This is a genomic window from Flectobacillus sp. (genome assembly GCF_049240685.1).
Lineage (GTDB): Bacteria > Bacteroidota > Bacteroidia > Cytophagales > Spirosomataceae > Flectobacillus.
In genome coordinates this window covers 1-18,358 of record NZ_JBMLSD010000506.1, presented here as the reverse complement: position 1 = coordinate 18,358, position 18,358 = coordinate 1, and the positions used below count along the sequence as shown (strand labels likewise).

14 protein-coding genes are annotated in these 18,358 nt (G+C 37.9%); 3 read left to right on the top strand and 11 right to left on the bottom strand.

What is annotated here, in order from left to right:
• Nucleotides 1–447 precede the first annotated feature (447 nt).
• The 3 genes from ACOVQ4_RS23540 to ACOVQ4_RS23530 form a co-directional block, all read right to left on the bottom strand.
• Nucleotides 448–1,782 carry an ammonium transporter gene (locus ACOVQ4_RS23540; protein WP_421823029.1) on the bottom strand — a complete coding sequence of 445 codons (1,335 nt, stop codon included), beginning with the start codon at nucleotides 1,780–1,782 and terminating at the stop codon, nucleotides 448–450.
• Nucleotides 1,783–1,910: 128 nt separating this feature from the next.
• Nucleotides 1,911–3,017: a porin gene (locus tag ACOVQ4_RS23535; RefSeq protein ID WP_421823028.1), complete on the bottom strand. Its 1,107-nt coding sequence runs from the start codon at nucleotides 3,015–3,017 to the stop codon at nucleotides 1,911–1,913.
• Nucleotides 3,018–3,359: 342 nt separating this feature from the next.
• Complete coding sequence (locus tag ACOVQ4_RS23530; RefSeq protein ID WP_095165955.1) at nucleotides 3,360–3,707, bottom strand: 4Fe-4S dicluster domain-containing protein; 348 nt, start codon at nucleotides 3,705–3,707, stop codon at nucleotides 3,360–3,362.
• A 221-nt stretch (nucleotides 3,708–3,928) separates the two neighbouring features.
• Between ACOVQ4_RS23530 and ACOVQ4_RS23525 the strand changes: the two genes are divergently transcribed.
• Nucleotides 3,929–4,945: an acyl-CoA reductase gene (locus ACOVQ4_RS23525; protein ID WP_421823027.1), complete on the top strand. Its 1,017-nt coding sequence runs from the start codon at nucleotides 3,929–3,931 to the stop codon at nucleotides 4,943–4,945.
• 133 nt (nucleotides 4,946–5,078) lie between these two features.
• Here the strand turns inward: ACOVQ4_RS23525 and ACOVQ4_RS23520 are convergent, their stop codons facing one another.
• From ACOVQ4_RS23520 to trpS, 3 genes are all read right to left on the bottom strand, one after another.
• Complete coding sequence (locus ACOVQ4_RS23520; RefSeq protein ID WP_421823026.1) at nucleotides 5,079–5,513, bottom strand: DUF2147 domain-containing protein; 435 nt, start codon at nucleotides 5,511–5,513, stop codon at nucleotides 5,079–5,081.
• Between the two features lie 35 nt (nucleotides 5,514–5,548).
• Entirely contained in the window at nucleotides 5,549–6,106 is a 558-nt protein-coding gene (locus tag ACOVQ4_RS23515) for a phosphatase PAP2 family protein (protein WP_421823025.1), read from the bottom strand.
• Between the two features lie 309 nt (nucleotides 6,107–6,415).
• Nucleotides 6,416–7,447, bottom strand: a complete 1,032-nt coding sequence (gene trpS, locus ACOVQ4_RS23510; RefSeq protein ID WP_421823024.1) for a tryptophan--tRNA ligase — start codon at nucleotides 7,445–7,447, stop codon at nucleotides 6,416–6,418.
• Nucleotides 7,448–7,553: 106 nt separating this feature from the next.
• On the opposite strand from trpS, the gene ACOVQ4_RS23505 reads away from it, so the two are divergent.
• Both ACOVQ4_RS23505 and dnaE read left to right on the top strand, forming a co-directional pair.
• Nucleotides 7,554–8,240, top strand: coding sequence for a DUF2461 domain-containing protein (locus ACOVQ4_RS23505; RefSeq protein WP_421823023.1), 687 nt, complete (start codon nucleotides 7,554–7,556; stop codon nucleotides 8,238–8,240).
• Nucleotides 8,241–8,306: 66 nt separating this feature from the next.
• A complete protein-coding gene (gene dnaE / locus ACOVQ4_RS23500; RefSeq protein WP_421823022.1) occupies nucleotides 8,307–11,879 on the top strand; it encodes a DNA polymerase III subunit alpha in 3,573 nt (1,190 codons plus the stop codon).
• A 258-nt stretch (nucleotides 11,880–12,137) separates the two neighbouring features.
• On the opposite strand, the gene hmpA is transcribed toward dnaE, so the two are convergent.
• The 5 genes from hmpA to ACOVQ4_RS23475 all read right to left on the bottom strand — a co-directional run bounded on the left by hmpA (nucleotide 12,138) and on the right by ACOVQ4_RS23475 (nucleotide 17,808).
• Nucleotides 12,138–13,325 carry an NO-inducible flavohemoprotein gene (gene hmpA / locus ACOVQ4_RS23495; RefSeq protein WP_421823021.1) on the bottom strand — a complete coding sequence of 396 codons (1,188 nt, stop codon included), beginning with the start codon at nucleotides 13,323–13,325 and terminating at the stop codon, nucleotides 12,138–12,140.
• Between the two features lie 239 nt (nucleotides 13,326–13,564).
• Nucleotides 13,565–13,999, bottom strand: coding sequence for an RrF2 family transcriptional regulator (locus tag ACOVQ4_RS23490; protein ID WP_421823020.1), 435 nt, complete (start codon nucleotides 13,997–13,999; stop codon nucleotides 13,565–13,567).
• Nucleotides 14,000–14,279: 280 nt separating this feature from the next.
• Nucleotides 14,280–15,644 (bottom strand): APC family permease, encoded by a 1,365-nt coding sequence (locus tag ACOVQ4_RS23485; RefSeq protein ID WP_421823019.1) that lies wholly within the window; start codon nucleotides 15,642–15,644, stop codon nucleotides 14,280–14,282.
• 36 nt (nucleotides 15,645–15,680) lie between these two features.
• Nucleotides 15,681–16,745 (bottom strand): mandelate racemase/muconate lactonizing enzyme family protein, encoded by a 1,065-nt coding sequence (locus tag ACOVQ4_RS23480; RefSeq protein WP_421823018.1) that lies wholly within the window; start codon nucleotides 16,743–16,745, stop codon nucleotides 15,681–15,683.
• Between the two features lie 19 nt (nucleotides 16,746–16,764).
• Nucleotides 16,765–17,808 (bottom strand): DUF1611 domain-containing protein, encoded by a 1,044-nt coding sequence (locus ACOVQ4_RS23475; RefSeq protein ID WP_421823017.1) that lies wholly within the window; start codon nucleotides 17,806–17,808, stop codon nucleotides 16,765–16,767.
• Nucleotides 17,809–18,358: the final 550 nt, after the last annotated feature.

Genomic DNA, 18,358 nt, shown 5'->3' with positions numbered 1-18,358 from the left:
TGGAAGAACTTCAGAAAAAAGAACAGAGTCTGGCTAAAACTCAAGATAAGCTAGATAAGAACAAAGATTAGCTAATGTGTAGAGGCAACCTCTCTCCATCAGAGCAAACCATACTCGAAAAATATCGTAAAGCTTTTAGTTAGCGTTGTAAAGGATTTTCATCTCAACACGTAAAACAAATGCTCATGCAAGATGAGGGTAATCAGTATGCCCAAGCCGCTCGAATCCTTCAGGAAACAACAGAACTTTATGGGCATGTTGAGGAAATAGACAAAGAAGGAGGTGAGTTCTATTAGTAAATGTGATATTAATAAGGTATTTAACGTTCGACAGAAATTTATTACCCCCAAAAAAACAAAATGCCCTCTGACAGAGTCTGAGGGCATTTTTTCTGAAACAAAACCACAAGAACCATTACTTGTGGTCATGCTTGTATAGTTATTAATCCTAAACTTCTACTAAAGATTCGTCGTGTTGTGAGATATCCAAACCAACTCTTTCTTCTTCTTCTGTTACACGCAATGGAATAATTTTGTCTGTGATAAACAACAATGCGTAAGAGCCTAAGAAAGCGAATGCTGAAACAACAACCAATGCAACGATGTGTTTGATGAACAAAGAAGCGTCACCGCTGATGAATAAACCTTCTTCAGCTACAGCTCCGTTGATTGCTTTTGAAGCAAACAAACCTGTCAACAACATACCCATCATACCACCTGTACCATGGCAAGGGAATACGTCTAATGTATCATCCAATTTAGAGTTTGCTCTCCAGTGTGCAGCGATGTTAGAAACGATTGCTGATACTGTACCGATGAAGATAGCTGCTGGTACTGAAACGAAACCAGATGCTGGTGTGATTGCTACAAGACCAACTACTGCACCGATTGAGAAACCTAATGCTGAAACTTTACGTCCACGAGTTACATCAAATAATACCCATGACAAACCTGCTGAAGCTGCTGCTACGTGCGTAGTTGCGAAAGCTGACACAGCCAAAGCACCTGCACCTACTGCCGAACCTGCGTTGAAACCGAACCATCCGAACCACAACAAACCAGTTCCTAACAATACGTAAGGGATGTTTGCTGGAGGAAGAATATTGGCTTCGATATGTGATTTACGACGTTTCAAGTAAATAGCACCTGCTAGTGCTGCCCAACCTGCCGACATGTGTACAACAGTACCTCCTGCAAAGTCAAGTACACCATATTTGAACAACCAACCATCTGGATGCCAAGTCCAGTGAGCTAATGGAGCATATACTACCACGCAGAACAATACCATGAATAAAACAAAAGCACGGAAATTGATACGTTCAGCCAAAGCTCCTGAAATCAAAGCTGGTGTAATTACCGCGAACTTCATTTGGAAGAAAGCAAACAAAGCAAATGGAATTGTTGGAGCTAATGACCAAGGCTTACCATCAAACACTCCTTTGAAGAATGCATAGTCTAATGGGTTACCAACGATACCACCAATCGAGCTACCAAATGCTAATGAGAAACCAAAAATTACCCAAATCAATGTAATTACGCCCATTGCAATGAATGATTGCAACATGGTCGAGATTACGTTTTTGTGGTTAACCATACCACCATAGAAATAGGCTAAGCCTGGGGTCATAAGTAATACCAAGCCTGATGATACTAACATCCAAGCGATATCACCTGTGTCGAGACCTTCAGTGACCGCAGGACCAGGGGTTGGTACAAAAGCTGCAAAAAGCGCAATTGCCAAGAGGATCAGCATCGGGATCCAAGTTGGTTTTTGTTGTGTCATGATACTAAAAGTTTTAGGGTTTATGGATTTTGTTTTCAGAGATTGTCCTTTGTTACCATCAGACAATTATCTTAAATTAAGTCAGGAATAAAGGGATAGATATTCCTGACTTAGTTGTAATATCTTTATTAGAATTTGTAAATCATTGCCCAAGTAAATGTTGACTGTGATTTAGTATCTTTTCCGTCACCATCTACGAAGAAGTTTTTGTCGTAAGAGTCAACTCTGAATTCAGGCTTCAATAACAAGTGGCCATCTGCTACTGTAAATGTAGGAGTAATTGTGAATGAGTTAACGCTTACACCATTTCCGTTGGCATCAATCAAAGCAGTTACACCGTCTTTATTAGAGAATGATTCATAACGAGCACCTAAGCTAAATGTACTTGTGAAGTCATACTTTGGATACAAAGCAATACCACCCCAAGTTTTACCACCTTGCTCACCAGTTGCAGCATTCACACCAAACAAAAATTTATCTGTTACTTGATAAGTAGTAGTCAAATCTAACAAATTGTAAGTTCCTGATGGAGTCAAACCAGTTACAGGGTCTTTCGAATTACGGTTGATAGTGATACCATTCACGTATACGTTCCAGCCTGCAGTTGGTTGTACAAACACCTGCGCAATCAACCCAGGTTTGTTATTGTTGCTATACAATTGGTCAACACCGCTTACAATACCGCCCATCAATGCAAATTTGTCAGAGAAGGCATAAGCTGCTTTTACACCTACATGGTAGAAAGGACCATTGTTGAATAAGTTCGAAAGCGAGTAGTGATAGTTAGCTGGGGCATCGATTACTTCATAACCGATGTGAGTACCAAACTGACCAGCTGTTAAAGTAAATTTATCTGTAGCCTTCCAGTTGAAATAAGCTTGTTTGATAATCAAAGAAGATGATCCGTCTTTTCCTAATGGACCAATATTGTTACCATAGTTACCCAAGTCAGCGTTTGGACCGAATGCCAAGTCAACAACAACATCAGATTTGGCAGTTGAGTATCCAATTTTAGTTTGGGCCAAACCTAAAGAGAAACCTGTTTTTTGATCAAATGCTCTAGCCGTACCCGAAGCACCTGTGTTCTTCATATCTCTAGGATTATTAAAGTTTGACAAATAGTAAGAATCAATGTATCCAGAGAACGTAAACTTACCTTTATCTTCCTCCTTATCTTGAGAAAATGCAGGAACTGCCAAAAACAAAGAAAATAATGCCGTTAAAGTCTTTTTCATAATATTATTTGGTTAATTGATTAATTATTAATGCTTGATTACAGTGCAAATATTATAGGTAAAAATCATTATTCCAAATTTTTTAGATAATTTTTAAACCTATTTTTTGCTATTTTTCAAAAAATAATCCAAAATCAATCTTTTTATAACCCTAATTTAGGCCTTTTTACAGAAAAAAATAACAACTAAGTTCATTTTTAAACTTATTTGGCAAAACGAACAATAAACCAAATATTATTTTTAGGACATATTGAGAAAAAATTAAATTTTTCCAATAAAAAAGCCCCAACTTCTCTTGAAGTTGGGGCTCAATAGTAAAATTTACAATTGTACTATACCATGTTACTCAGCGTGCAACCATGCTTTTTTGGCCAATAATGTTTCTTCGTCTTCCACATACTCTGGGTCTGGAACACAACAATCTACAGGACATACAGCCGCGCATTGTGGTTCTTCGTGGAATCCCATACATTCAGTACATTTATCGGATACAATATAATAAAACTCGTCAGATACAGGAGCCATTGGTTCTTTACCGTTGATAACAGTACCGTCTTCCAATTCAACATCGACCAATTTTGTCCCACCTGACCAAGTCCACTCTACACCACCCTCATAGATGGCTGTGTTTGGGCATTCTGGTTCGCAGGCTCCACAGTTGATACACTCCTCAGTGATAATAATTGCCATAGCTTTTTAAATAATTGATTAAAACGTTATCGGTTTATGGCTATCGGTTAATCGGAAAAGATTATCGCGCTAAATTCAAAATTTATTGATAATGATTTTGATAACTGATAACTAGCCACAAATTTAATAACTAAACAGCGAATAGACTAGATAGTTTGAAGACTATTGTAAAAATTTTATTTCCTCTTTTTGATTACCTTTGTGAAAATTATCGAATAATTATGACACTAGAAGCAAGAATTGAGGCTTTTTTGGCGCTTGGACGCTTTTTGAAGGACTCAAAAAATCAATCAGAAATTGAACTTTGGGTAGATTCAGCCTATCACCAAAACAACTGGTTTACTCCAGAAAATACTCGCTCGGCTATCGAGGCTATCGCTAAATATTTCTTGGACGAGGCTGCTATTCGTAAGTGGATTGGTAATTATCAAATCAAAAATGAGAATCCAAATCCCAAAAGAGTAGGTTTAATCATGGCTGGCAATATTCCTGCGGTAGGTTTTCATGATTTGTTTTGTGTATTAATTTCTGGAAATAGCTGTGTAGTAAAACTTAGTTCACAAGACAGTGCCTTGATGAGAGGATTTATTTCAAAATTAATAGAATTTGCCCCCGAACTACCAATAGAATTTGCCGAGCAAATGAAAAATGTAGATGCATTGATTGCTACTGGCTCAGACAACACTGCCCGTTATTTTGAATATTACTTCCGCAACAAACCACATATTATTCGAAAAAACCGAAGTTCGCTAGGGGTCATAAAGGGTAATGAAAGTTCCGCTGACTTCTTGGCGCTCGGAAAAGATATTACCTCGTATTTTGGATTAGGCTGTCGAAATGTTTCAAAATTATATGTGCCCACAAATTACGATTTCACAGGTTTTTATGATGCTATCGAACCACTTGGAGATATTTTCTTGAATCATAAATACAAAAATAATTATGATTACAATAAATCGATTTACCTCATCAATGGCGTAAAACATTTTGATAATGGATTCTTAGTAGCAACACCAAGTGAAAATCTGGTTTCGCCTATTTCTGTTATCTTTTATGAAGAATACGAAAATGAGCAAGATTTGACTGAAAAGTTAAAGATTCATGAAGAAAAAATTCAGTGTATCGTTTCCAAAGATGCTTGGTTTCCTAATTCTGTAGCATTTGGAGATTCCCAATGCCCCAAATTGGAGGATTATGCAGATGGAGTAGATACCATGAAATTTTTGTTAGAAATGTAAGTTGGTTTGTGATTTGAGTGGGTGAATATTAACAAAAAAAATGCGGTCGGAATGAGTTTTCGACCGCATTTTTTTGTTAAGAACCCATCCTTAGATGCCCTGAAATTGATAAAAAAATCACTCAATCCAGAGATTATTCTCTCGTAAAAGTAACCGATTTTCCAAAAATTGGTTTGCCAATATATCCTCTCACATCTAAGGTATTTGCATTCTTGAGTGTCAATACACAATCATACGTTTTACCGCTTCTAGGGTCATAGATGGTGCCATTTCTCCATGTATTTTTGGATTCTTCTTTAAAGTTTTTCAATAAAACCAAACCCAGCATCGGTTTATTGCGCAGCGACTCATCTTGGTTTTGGGTATCCAAAACAGGTTTACCATTAATAGTGGGTTGCTTTAACCACGCTATTTTGCCGTGATATTTTCCATTTTCTTCGTAGATTTGAATTTTGGATAGTTTATCTGCTGTCAACCACATACCTTCAACAGAAGTACTTTCTGTTTTATAAAAATGAGAAAACAACAAAATTAATCCGATTCCAAAGAGGTTAATAAGCATTTTCATAGATTATCAATTATTGAGTATTATTAAAGAGTAAACTATTTTGAGCTAAAAAGGTTGTAATACACTTTTGATACCCCGTAGGCCGCAAGCGAACCAATGATTGCTCCACAAATCACGTCTCCAGGGTAATGAACTCCAACATAGATACGACTGTAGCTTACAATTATTGCCCAAGGAAATAATAATTTGACCCATTTTTGACTTTTTCCGTACATTAAGTAGAAAAAAACGGCCAAGGTAAAGCTATTCGCTGCATGAGAACTACAAAAACCAAATTGTCCTCCACAACCTCCTACCAAGTGTATTAAATTGGCTAAACTAGGCTCATGGCAAGGACGTAATCTGGCTACCAAGGGTTTTAGTAAGCCAGAACAAACTTGGTCTGAAATCAAGATACACAACAATATCGCTACTAAGACTTTCCAACTTGATTTACCCTCTTTTTTCATTATAAAATAAAGAAAAAAGAGATACAAGGGAATCCATGTAAACTTATTGGTCATCAAACTCATGAACCCATCCATTACAGGATGATGCATACCATTCAAGAATAGAAAAGCTTGGGTATCTAAGGATTTGAGAGATTCTATCATAATTATGAGGTAAAACTTATCTGTAACAGATGAAGGAGGAGAAGTTTCTCCGTGTCAAAATCGTGTAGGTATGAGTGCTGTACGAGGGACTCTAAAGTATTGCAGATTTTGGATTTGGGAAGTAAAGTAAAATACCTTTATTTTTCACAAAATATAGAAGTCTACACTTCCGAAATCCAATATCCGAAATAAATGGTTTTTATTATCCTTTGTATAATACTAGTTGTGAATTTGAATATTAAAATATTAACAAACACATTCAAAACTCAGCACTCACAATTCAACACTCAAATGACGCGGTTGGGTATTTTAAACAAATCGCAACACTTTGCGCACACGCTCAATCGTTGCTTTGGCGATTTCTTCCGCTTTGGCTTCTCCGATTTTTAATTTTGCCTCTAGCTCGTCTAGGTTGTTCATATAATACTCAAACAAGCGTCTTTCTTCGGCAAACTCACGAACCAAAACTTCATGTAAAGCTTGTTTGGCATGACCATAGCCAAAGCCACCAGCCAAATATTTTTCACGCATGGAAGCGACCTCCTCGGTAGTGGCAACCAATTCATACAACTTGAAAACGTTACAAGTATCTGGATTTTTAGGCTCTTCTAATGGTGTGGTATCTGTCACAATTTTCTTAACAACTTTTAGTAATTCCTTTTCTGGTAAAAACACATCGATAAAGTTGCCATAAGACTTACTCATTTTTTGACCATCAATTCCCGGAATTGTCATCACTGATTCATCAATTCGTGCTTCTGGAAGCACCAAAATATCCTCCTCATATTGACGATTGAACGCGGCTGCAATATCTCGAGTCATTTCAAGATGCTGACGTTGGTCTTTACCAACAGGTACCAATTGAGCATCATACAAAACAATATCGGCTGCTTGTAAAACTGGGTAGGTAAACAATCCAGCGTTTACACTTGCTAATTTTTCAGATTTCTCTTTAAAACTGTGCGCATTAGCCAACATCGGGAATGGCGTAAAGCAATTGAGATACCACATTAGTTCGGTATGATAGCCAGCCAATCTTGATTGACGGTAAAAAAAGTTTTTTTCAGGGTCAAAGCCGCAAGCCAACCATGCCGCTGCAATCGCATAAGTATTTTGACGAAGTGCATCACCATCTTTCAAACTGGTTAAAGTATGTAAATCGGCAATGAACAAAAATGATTCATTTTTTGGTTCTTTAGACAAGGCTACTGCTGGGCGAATCGCTCCCAAAATATTTCCCAAATGTGGACGCCCCGATGCTTGGATGCCTGTTAGTATTCTCATGCTAGAAGGATTAATTGGTTCTTTGTGATATTGAAGCCATAGCAGCTTCAAGTTCATTTTTATGCAAAATTCCACAAATTCCTCCAATCCGTCAAATCATGGTTTGAACATTTTGAGTAACTTCACAAATAAGATTTATAATACATCCCAAAAAAGTAACACAATGGCCATTACTCAACAAACTTTTGACTACCTTAATCAACTCAAAATCAACAACAACCGAGAATGGTTTCACGCCAACAAGAAGGAATACGACGAAGTAAAAGCAAGTTTTGAAGAAACTATCCAAGAATTGATTAATACAATTGGAACGTTTGAAAACTTGTCTGGCGTAAAAATTAAAGACTGTAATTATAGAATTGCCCGCGATGTACGATTTTCGGCCAACAAAGCCCCATATAAAACTTGGCTATCCGCGAGTTTTTCGGAGGGTGGTCGCAAGTCTGGAAAAATGGATTATTACTTACATATAGAAGATGGTGGTTCGTTTTTGGGCGGAGGAATGTATTCGCCAACGGCAGAACAACTAGCTGCCTTTCGTCAAGAAATAGATTTTAGTCCAGAAACATTAAAAGGTATTATTTTTGACCCTCTCTTTGTGAAGACCTTTGGAACACCCGAGGGAGAGAAAGTAAAAACTTCGCCAAAAGGGTATGATAAAAACCATCCAGAAATTGAGTTATTGAAATGGAAACAAATGTTTTTCTGGAAAAAATTTACCAATGAAGAAGTACTTTCTCCAAACTTTGTAGAACAGGTAACTGAAACATGTAAAGTGCTAAAACCTTATTTGGATTACCTGAACGTGATTTTCTTCGACCATGAGGAGCCAGATATTCAGTTGTTGTAGGAATGAAATTAATGTTGAAATCGGTTTCTTTAAACCATTTCTTTGCCAATATTACTATTAGAAGTTATGCAATTTAGTCACTTACACTGTCATACACAGTACTCCTTACTCGATGGAGCGTCAAAAATTTCGGGGCTTTTTGCCAAAGCAAAGGCCGATAACATGCCAGCCGTGGCCATTACCGACCACGGGAATATGTTTGGCGCTTTCCAGTTTGTGGCAGAGGCAGGAAAACATGGAGACGTAAAACCTATCGTAGGTTGCGAATTCTATGTAGTGGAAGATCGCCACAAAAAATCCTTTTCAAAAGACCAAAAAGACCGTCGTAATCACCAACTAATGCTGGCCAAAAACCGCAAAGGTTATGAAAACTTGGTCAAACTCTGTTCCTTGGGATACATCGAGGGTTTATATGGTAAATATCCTCGTATCGATAAAGAATTGATTCTGCAATATCACGAAGGACTAATTGCTACTACATGCTGTATTGGTGCTTCTGTGCCACAGGCTATCCTCAAACATGGTGAGGAAGAGGGTGAAAAAGAATTCAAATGGTGGCTCGACCTCTTCGGTGAAGATTATTATATAGAGGTTCAAAACCACGATATTCCAGACCAGCTCAAGGTAAATGAGGTTTTGTTGAAATTCGCGAAAAAGTATAATGTAAAAGTTATTGCTTCAAACGACTCTCATTATCTCGATCAAAAGGATGCCAATGCCCATGATATTTTGTTGTGTATCAACACTGGCGAAAAGCAGTCTACCCCAACTTACAAAGATGTAGATGATGGCGAAAGTGTAAAAGGAAAACGTTTTGCCTTTTACAATGACCAATTTTATTTTAAGTCAACACAAGAAATGACAGACCTTTGGAGTCATCTTCCTGAGGCGATTGATAATACCAACGAAATCGTAGATAAGTGTGACCACCTGAAGTTGAAGCAAGATATTTTGCTTCCTAATTATCAGATTCCTGCAGGTTTTGTTTCCCAAGACGATTATCTCGAACATCTAACATGGGAAGGAGCACGCAATCGTTATGGTGAAAATTGGGAAGAACCACATATCAAAGAACGTCTGGCTTTTGAGTTACACGTGGTAAGAACCATGGGATTTGCGGGTTACTTCTTGATTGTACAAGATTTTATCAACGCTGGTCGAGACTTAGGGGTATTTGTAGGGCCAGGTCGTGGTTCGGCGGCAGGTTCGGCGGTAGCCTACTGTATCGGTATTACCAATATTGACCCAATCAAGTACAACCTACTATTTGAGCGTTTCTTGAATCCTGACCGTAAATCTATGCCCGATATTGATACGGACTTTGATGATGAAGGTCGCCAAAAAGTAATTGATTATGTGGTAGATAAATATGGTAAACAACAAGTTGCCCATATCGTAACTTACGGTACAATGGCAGCCAAAATGTCTATCAAGGATGTTGCACGTGTAATGGATTTGCCTTTGAACGAATCCAATGAGCTGGCAAAGTTAGTTCCAGATAAGCCAGGTACTAGTTTGAACCGAGTAATGAATGCTCCATTAGTAGGAGAAAAATCATTAGCTGAAAAAGAACAATTACAAGCGGAAGATTTAGAAAACGTCAAGAAACTTCGTGAAATTCGTCGAGAAGGTTCTTTACGTTCAAAAGTTTTGGAAGAAGCTTTGGTATTGGAAGGTTCGGTTCGTGGGACGGGTATTCACGCAGCAGGGATTATTATCGCACCTAAAGATTTGACTGAAATTTTACCCGTTGCTACTTCAAAAGAGGTAAACTTATTGATTACACAATTTGAAGGTAAAATAATTGAGGATGCTGGAGTAATCAAAATGGACTTTTTGGGTCTGAAAACTCTTTCTATACTCAAGGAGGCTCTGCGATTAATCAAGCAGAATCACGGGGTTGAAATTGACTTGGATTATATTCCATTAGACGACAAAAAGACGTATGAACTGTATCAACGAGCAGAAACAAATGGTACTTTCCAATTTGAATCTGTCGGAATGCAGAAGTATCTCCGCGAACTAAAACCCGATCAATTCTCCGATTTGATTGCGATGAACGCGCTGTACCGTCCGGGGCCGCTAGAATATATTCCAAACTTTATTGCTCGTAAGCATGGTCGTGAAGAAATCACCTATGACTTACCAGAGATGGAGGAATATTTGTCAGATACCTATGGAATTACGGTGTACCAAGAGCAGGTAATGCTTTTGTCTCAGAAACTGGCAGGTTTTTCTAAAGGTGACGCCGACGTATTGCGTAAGGCCATGGGTAAAAAAGACCGAGCAACGCTGGATAAAATGAAAGGGAAATTTGTCGATGGTGCCAAAGCAAAAGGACATCCTGAAGACAAACTCAACAAGATATGGACTGACTGGGAGGCTTTTGCCCAATATGCCTTCAACAAGTCTCACTCTACTTGTTATGCTTTTGTGGCTTATCAAACTGGTTACCTAAAAGCACATTATCCTTCCGAGTATATGGCAGCGGTTATGTCCAACTCGCTCGGACAAATAGAAAAAATCACCTTCTTTATGGAGGAATGTAAAAGAATGGGACTTCCAGTACTTGGTCCGGATATTAATGAATCTTACCGTTCTTTTGCAGTAAACAAAAAAGGTGAAATTCGTTTTGGTCTGGGTGCGATTAAAGGAACTGGTGATGCTGCTGTTGAATCAATCATCGAAGAGCGTGATAAAAATGGTCCATACAAAGATATTTTTGACTTTGTGAATCGGGTAAATTTGCGTACTGTAAACAAAAAAACCTTAGAAAGCTTGGCCTATGCTGGTGCTTTCGACTGTTATCCTGATATCCATCGCGCTATCTATTTTGAGGATTCTGAGGGTTCTAGTTTTATTGAAAAACTGATTCGATACGCCAACAAATCCGCAGAAATCGCCTCTTCAGCACAGGCCTCGCTTTTTGGTATGTTAGGCGAAGGTGGTGGGGCGGATATAGCTAAACCTAAAATCCCAACTATCGAAAAATGGTCACAAATGGAACGTCTCAAATTCGAAAAAGATGTGGTGGGTATCTATATTTCTGGTCACCCGCTAGACACCTATCGCCTCGAATTGGATAGTTTTTGTACAACTACGCTCGATAAAGTAATGGACCCAATTTATCGTGGAAAAGAGGTAAATGTAGGAGGAATCGTAACGAAGGTGGTCGAACGATATTCCAAAAATGGCAATCCATTTATGCTATTTACCCTCGAGGACTATAATGGGAGTTATGAATTTGCACTTTTTGGCGAAGACTTCGTGAATCTATCAAAATATGTATCACAGGACCGCTTTTTGTATATTAAAGGTACCGTAAAAAACCGATGGGGAAAACCAGACGATTGGGAGTTTAAGCCTATGAGTATGCAATTATTATCCGAAATAAGGGATAAATATACCAAAGAACTAAGTATCACACTGGGACTTCTTTCGGTAAATGCACAAATTATAGAATCTCTCAATCAGCTATTCCAACAACATCAAGGTTCTTGTACTGTTTCGGTAAAAGTAGTAGACCCTGAGGATAAAGTAGAGGTGACTATGTTGTCAAGAAAAAATAAAATTTCTCCTAACAATGTATTTCTTGAAGAATTAGAAAAAATTAATGGTTTAACTTTTAAATTAAATTAAGAAATAGGAAAGATCAAGTCAATAGTATATCTGAAGCAAAACTCAACTATAATCTTTTGATTATTAAAACCTTAAAACAAGCATTATACTATTAGCTAACACTGTTTTCCTACTTACAAAGCCCCATTTGATCTTTTGTTGACTCGAAATATCAAATGGGGCTTTGTAGGCTTGTAGGGTTGAGTGTTCAGCAAAATTTCTGACTAATTAGATATTTTTGCCTAAGCTCTATACCCGAAATTTTCCAGCAAACTAACTCTACAAATCGCCACTAGGTCCAAAAAATTCATAATGCATTTGAGCTTCTGGGACACCCAAAGACAGCAACATATCTTTTACTTGTTTCATAAAAGGAACGGGGCCACAGAAATAGTATTCCGAATCGAGTGAAGAAATATTTGTCTGAAGAATTTCTGGACTAAGAAAACCTTGAAAGTCTGGTTGATCAGTCGAGGCTGGTTCGTCATAAATAGAAATCACACTAAATTTTTCCTTTTTTTCAGCAAGTTGGCGACTTCTCTCGACAAATGCATGTGAACTCAAATTTTTAGCACACTGAATAAACAGCACCTCATTCTGGGCGTGATGAAATAAATCCATGTACATACTCATTAAGGGCGTAATCCCAACCCCTCCCGCAATTAAAACGATGGGTTTTTGTGTCGGCTCCAGCGTAAAATCACCTGATGGAATACCTAGTTTGATAATATCCCCCTCCTTCAAGTGTTCATGAAAATAGTTTGATACCAAACCCTTGGGTTTTCCTGTTTCTCGTTTTACCGAAATACGCCATGTTTTTTGTGTTGGACAACCCGAGAGGCTGTAGTTTCGTGTGTAGGTATGTTCAGAATCAGGAATACTGATGTTTACCGCCACATATTGACCCGATTTAAAACTTGGAACTGGACTTCCGTCAAGAGGTTTTAAATAAAAACTACTAATAATTGTTGACTCCTTTTCAATTTTTGTAATAATAAACTCCTTCTGACCTCGATAGCCTCCCTCCTTTTGTTCGGCATTCTGATAGATGTTTTCCTCGATGTTAATGAAAAGATTTGCTAATTCTTGATATGCCTCGGCCCATGCATTAATGATCTCATCTGAGGCCGCTTGACCCAGTACCAATCGGATAGCTTCCAATAGGTTTGCTCCAACTATATCATACATCTCGGGAGTAACCGACAGACTGCTATGCTTTTGGGTGATTTGTGATACAGCCTTCGCCAAAACCGCAGGATTATCGATGTTTGCGGCGTATGCGTATACGGCATTTGCAAGCGCACGAGGTTGGTCTCCATGTACCTGATGGGTCATGTTGAACACATTTTTTAAAGAAGGATTTCTTTCAAATAACAATTGATAAAAGGTTTTAGTGATAGCTTCACCATGATTCGCCAAAACAGGAACTGTTGCTTTTACGATTTCTATTGTTTTTGCACTTGCCATAAGTTTGATTTAAGAATAAAAGACCTTTTTATCTTTTATACAAGTAAAAAAATAGTAACAATAAAATAACTAGGCAAAATTAGATTTAATTGGGGAGAACAAGGCAGAAAACCCTCTAGGCTTTTTAGGAATAGTTTTGCCCCAAACCTCAAGCTAAAGGTCGAAGACTCACTTCCTACCTTACCAGTGCATACTTTGAACTGACAAAGTATACTAGCCCCCAAATAATCCAATGATTACTAGCGTTTTAGGAAAGTTATCCCTTCTGATAAGCCAGTGGCCACATCATACAGAGAGGTAGTTTCCAGTAATTTTGTGATATCGGCCCTAATTTTTGCAAACTGATTGTGGAGTGGGCAAGGATTTGCTCCGGAACATTCCTTCAAGCCTAAACCACAACTTTTGAAAATATCATCACCATCCATCGCTCTAACAACATCTGCCAATTTATTCGTTTGCATAGCAGACGCGGTAATTTCGAATCCTCCATGTGGTCCTTTTACAGAATCAATAATGTGGTTTTTGGATAACACTTGCATAATTTTTCCTGTGAAAGCCTCAGGAGATTCAATGGCCTGAGCTATATCTTTTATCCCTACCCTTTTGCTTACTAAAGACTGAGATGCAATATAAATGGATGCTTTAATGGCATATTCACAAGTTTTTGAAAACATAAGTAAGCTTTGTTAATTAACGATGTAAAGGTATGATAAAAATAAAAGATAAAAAAGTCTTTTATTATCTTTTCCAAAAAATTTTGTTTCTTAATGTACTGAGGGTACTTTTTTCTGGCATATCTATCAAGTAATCTTGCACAAAATTAGCTCAATTGGTTACACAAGGCCACAAGCCGCTTGCCGTGCGACAAAAGTATTGGCTAAAATAGCTTTTTAATTACTTTAAATCATCCTAAAAATATTTTCTCAACACTAAATTAGCAGAACACAAGAGTCCTCAGTCAGAATGATTTTTTCGCCAATAAAAGTAAAGCGGAATACCAGAACCAATCAAAACCAAACCTGCAAGCGCCTGAGCTGGTTGAGCAAACAATGTCACAATTACCAAAATGATGCAAAAAAGGATAAAAAATATGGGTATAAAAGGATAACCAATAACACGATAGGTCCGTGAAAGATTGGGTTCTTTTTTGCGGAGAATTACCACCCCAAGAGCTGTTGCACCGTAATATATAAAAGCAGCAAAAACCAACATATCAGTCAATTGATCAAAACTACCAGACCAAATCAACAGAATTGACCAACATCCTTGAAAAAGAAGAGCATAAGTTGGCGTTTGATATTTTGAATGAATCAGTGCTGTTTTCTTAAAAAATAAACCATCTCTTCCCATCGCATAAAAAAGTCGAGCCGACATTAGGATGGTGCCATTGGTGGCATTGAAGGTAGTCAACAGTATCAAACAAGCAAATAGGGCTGTTCCCCAAGATCCAATTAGCACACGAGCCACCTCTATGGCGGCAATAGCATTTGGATTTCCATTCATCTCGATAAACATCTCAATTGGAAGTATTTTGAGATATACCAAATTGAGTGAAACATATAGGACTATGACGATGAGCGTACCAAACATCAAGGCTAGGGGAAGGTTTCTTTGTGGAGACTTTACTTCTTCGCCAATAAATCCAATATGATTCCATCCTTCGTAACCCCAAAAAGCTCCTAAACTTGCTGTAAAAATCATTTTTATCCAATTTTGATAGGATACTTGATGATGCCCTTGGAACGAAGTATGACTTATGTTTTCCCAGCTTCCTTTACTTGAAAAAATTCCCCAAATCACAAATATCATAACCGCCAATAACATCAAGAAGGTAAGCAAATTGCTCAGTTTTTCGGCAATAATTAAACCTCGATGATTAATATAGGATAAACCGATTACCAATAAACTAGCCAAGGTTTTGATAACAATTACAGCATCAAGACCAAAAGTTTGAAAATTTACAGAGAAAAGTGAGTAAAATGACTCAGCAAAAACAAATGCCAATGCAGCGATTGAGGCAGTTTTCATAACCGTGAAATTTCCCCATCCATACAAAAAAGCAAAAAAGGAATTGTAAACTTTTTTATAATATTGATATTCCCCGCCCGAATCAGGAAATAGACTTGCCATTTCGGCGGTGGTTAATGCTCCAGCTAAAGTGATAAGCCCTGCAAATATCCAACATAAAAGTACCAGCCACGGCGAGCCTAATTCTGCCGACATGGGAGCAATTTTTTTGAAAACGCCAGAGCCAACTATAACACTAACTACCAGTAAACTTGCAGAGCTTAGGCCAATTTTGGGCTGTAATGAAGACATTAATCCAGTATGCTTTTGTAAAGTGGAAACAGAAAACTATAATTTATCAAAACCGAAACCCGGGCGATTAGATATAAACATTTTGCCATTTTGAACCTGAAATCCTCCTTTTACCAAATCCTCGGCCAAATCGAAGCTTCCATCCAAATCTAAATATTTGGTATTCGGACTGGCGTATGCTGTATGCAAAGCTGCACTTATACTAGAAATACTTTCGTCGTTGCAACCCCAAAAAATATTGATATCGGCATTTTTTGCTATTTGAGCAATTTCTAAAGCTGGCAAAATCCCCCCACACTTCATCAACTTGATATTATAAATCCCAAAGATTTGTGGTTTTTGGGCAAATCTCAAAGCATATTTGGCATCTTTAAGACTCTCGTCAGCGACAATAAGCGAGGCATAAGACAAAGTTTGCTGTAGCAAGGCTTCCTCTCCTACTTTTAAGGGTTGCTCTATAAGCTCTATTTCTAAGTCTCTACTCTGTTCAAACCATCTCATCAGCGTTTCAAGATTGTATCCTTGGTTAGCGTCTACTCTTATCACCAAGTCTCTTCCAAAAGTTTTGCGCAACGCTCTGACTCTTTCCAAATCTTCTTGGTAGTTGATACCAGTTTTTAACTTTACTACCGAAAAGCCCAACTCAAGATACTCTTTTGCCTCCTCTAAAGTTTCGTCCACTCCTTTTATACCTATCGTTACAGAAGTGGGCAAACCATCAAACTTTCGTCCGTAAAAATCCACCACAGGGATATCCAAATATTTACAAAAAACATCATGTAAAGCCAAATCAATCGCCGCAAGTGTACCGGGCAAGTACCCGAAATATTGGCAAGCTTCGAAAAGTATCTGGCGAAAATGTCGGATATCTCTACCAATGAGTTGCTGTACAAAATCGGCCTGTAAAGACTGGAGCGTTTGTTGAGGACTCTCACCAACAACCTCCTCAGCGGGACTTGCAGAGCCAATACCCACCAAACCATTGGCTAATTCTATTTCAAAAAACACCAACTCCACATCCGAAAAAGTCTCATAAGCAATCGAATAAGGCTTGGTAAGTTTGAGGAACTTGATAAATGAGCGGACAGCAACAATTTTCATGGAAAAACAATGGAAAGGGTTATTTCAAGATTAAAGGCAGAATTGTCTCTACGCCCTGCTCTAGCGGAAGGATAACAGGGATTTGCAACTCCTCATGATAAGCTTTCTGAAAAGCTAAATATTCTTCCTCTGTACAATGCTCCGTATTTAATGCCAGAGCGATAACCTCAGCCCCTAGATGTTTGATTAGTTCAATCTCAGACTTAACGCTAGGAATCAGACCCCAATGTGGTTCGTTATCGAAATACAACCTTTTGGGGGCATGAACAAGAATAACCTTGCGAGCATTCCCCGAAATAATAAACTCAAAACCACAAGGCCCACTTGGGTTTCTTAAAGCCGATTGTCCTTCCAACAGAATGAAATCTGGATTTGTTTCTTTCCAACAGCTTACAATAGCATGTTCTAATTCTCCAGAAACAAAATCATTCAGTGTTGAATCAAAAACAAAACCGTATTTTCCACCTTGAAGCCATCCAGTCTGACCCGTAAAAATCATTTCGGCTTTCAACCCCTTTGCCTCTGCGCTCTGCCTCAGCAAGCGAGCGGTGGTTCTTTTGCCTAACGCACAGTCCATCCCGAGCACCGCAACAATAGGAACATCCACCTCATTGATGGCACCTGTCCAAAAGTGTAAATCCTGTCTTTTTTTAGGTTTTCTAATATCTATCAATGACAGGTTTCTCTCGGCAGCTAATTGTACAAATACAGGATTATCAGTCAAGTATTCATGCAATCCATTGACCACAGAAATCCCCGACTTTAAGGCATTTTCTACAATTCCAATCATATCCTTGGGCAAAACACCGCCAACTGTAGCGACCCCAATTATCAAATAATCAACCTGAAGTTGATTTTGGAGAACCTCCTCTAATGAACCGAAAATTGGGATATTCCTATGTTTACCGTCCAAAATTTCTCCTGCATCTTGTCCTTGAAGAGTCGGGGAATCGATGATAGCAACTATCTCAAAACGTTCTGTTCCACGAATTAATCCATGGGCTGTTTTGGCGTCATTGCTTACTAACAGACCATTCGTGAGTACTACTGCTTTATGCTTCATTTAAGTTATAGCTAAATTCTGATTAGATAGACTGAATTATGTTTGTCAAATAAAGTTAGACCTAAAAAATCCTTTATTTTGAGCTTTTGGCTTTGTGCATTTGGAAAAACATATCTATCATTACAAAAAAAAATCAACACTCTTTGCCTTATGACTGTTGTCTTTGTGCCTTCAAAACAAAACCTAAATCTATTTTTGCACAACAACTTAACTAATTAGGAAAACGTTACTAATTAATAGCTGATTACTGGACAAATTTGAAGATACTAGTTCAAGACTTAGTCTTGGACTCATTTTTTTAACAGTTTTAAACTGTTTTTAAAATCATCAGTGAAAAAGGCTCAACACCTAAGAAACGCATCCTCGTTTTGTCCAGTAATCAGAATTAATAGTAAATTAGTTATTTAAAGATATTCATAATCAGAAGGTTACATTCTAATTTCACCTTAGATATACTTTTAATTTAATCTTTCCTTTCAGTTACTTATCAATAATTAAAAATTAATCACTCACCATTCTGCACTCCTACCTAACCTTTTTGTTTCTTATT

Coding starts and splice junctions, on each gene's coding strand:
- trpS (WP_421823024.1), bottom strand. CDS start 7,447: ATGAACTTGAAGCTGCTATGGCTTCAATATCACAAAGAACCAATTAAT.
- ACOVQ4_RS23540 (WP_421823029.1), bottom strand. CDS start 1,782: ATGACACAACAAAAACCAACTTGGATCCCGATGCTGATCCTCTTGGCA.
- ACOVQ4_RS23520 (WP_421823026.1), bottom strand. CDS start 5,513: ATGAAAATGCTTATTAACCTCTTTGGAATCGGATTAATTTTGTTGTTT.
- hmpA (WP_421823021.1), bottom strand. CDS start 13,325: ATGGCAAGTGCAAAAACAATAGAAATCGTAAAAGCAACAGTTCCTGTT.
- ACOVQ4_RS23505 (WP_421823023.1), top strand. CDS start 7,554: ATGGCCATTACTCAACAAACTTTTGACTACCTTAATCAACTCAAAATC.
- ACOVQ4_RS23525 (WP_421823027.1), top strand. CDS start 3,929: ATGACACTAGAAGCAAGAATTGAGGCTTTTTTGGCGCTTGGACGCTTT.
- ACOVQ4_RS23535 (WP_421823028.1), bottom strand. CDS start 3,017: ATGAAAAAGACTTTAACGGCATTATTTTCTTTGTTTTTGGCAGTTCCT.
- ACOVQ4_RS23485 (WP_421823019.1), bottom strand. CDS start 15,644: ATGTCTTCATTACAGCCCAAAATTGGCCTAAGCTCTGCAAGTTTACTG.
- ACOVQ4_RS23515 (WP_421823025.1), bottom strand. CDS start 6,106: ATGATAGAATCTCTCAAATCCTTAGATACCCAAGCTTTTCTATTCTTG.
- dnaE (WP_421823022.1), top strand. CDS start 8,307: ATGCAATTTAGTCACTTACACTGTCATACACAGTACTCCTTACTCGAT.
- ACOVQ4_RS23480 (WP_421823018.1), bottom strand. CDS start 16,745: ATGAAAATTGTTGCTGTCCGCTCATTTATCAAGTTCCTCAAACTTACC.
- ACOVQ4_RS23530 (WP_095165955.1), bottom strand. CDS start 3,707: ATGGCAATTATTATCACTGAGGAGTGTATCAACTGTGGAGCCTGCGAA.
- ACOVQ4_RS23475 (WP_421823017.1), bottom strand. CDS start 17,808: ATGAAGCATAAAGCAGTAGTACTCACGAATGGTCTGTTAGTAAGCAAT.
- ACOVQ4_RS23490 (WP_421823020.1), bottom strand. CDS start 13,999: ATGTTTTCAAAAACTTGTGAATATGCCATTAAAGCATCCATTTATATT.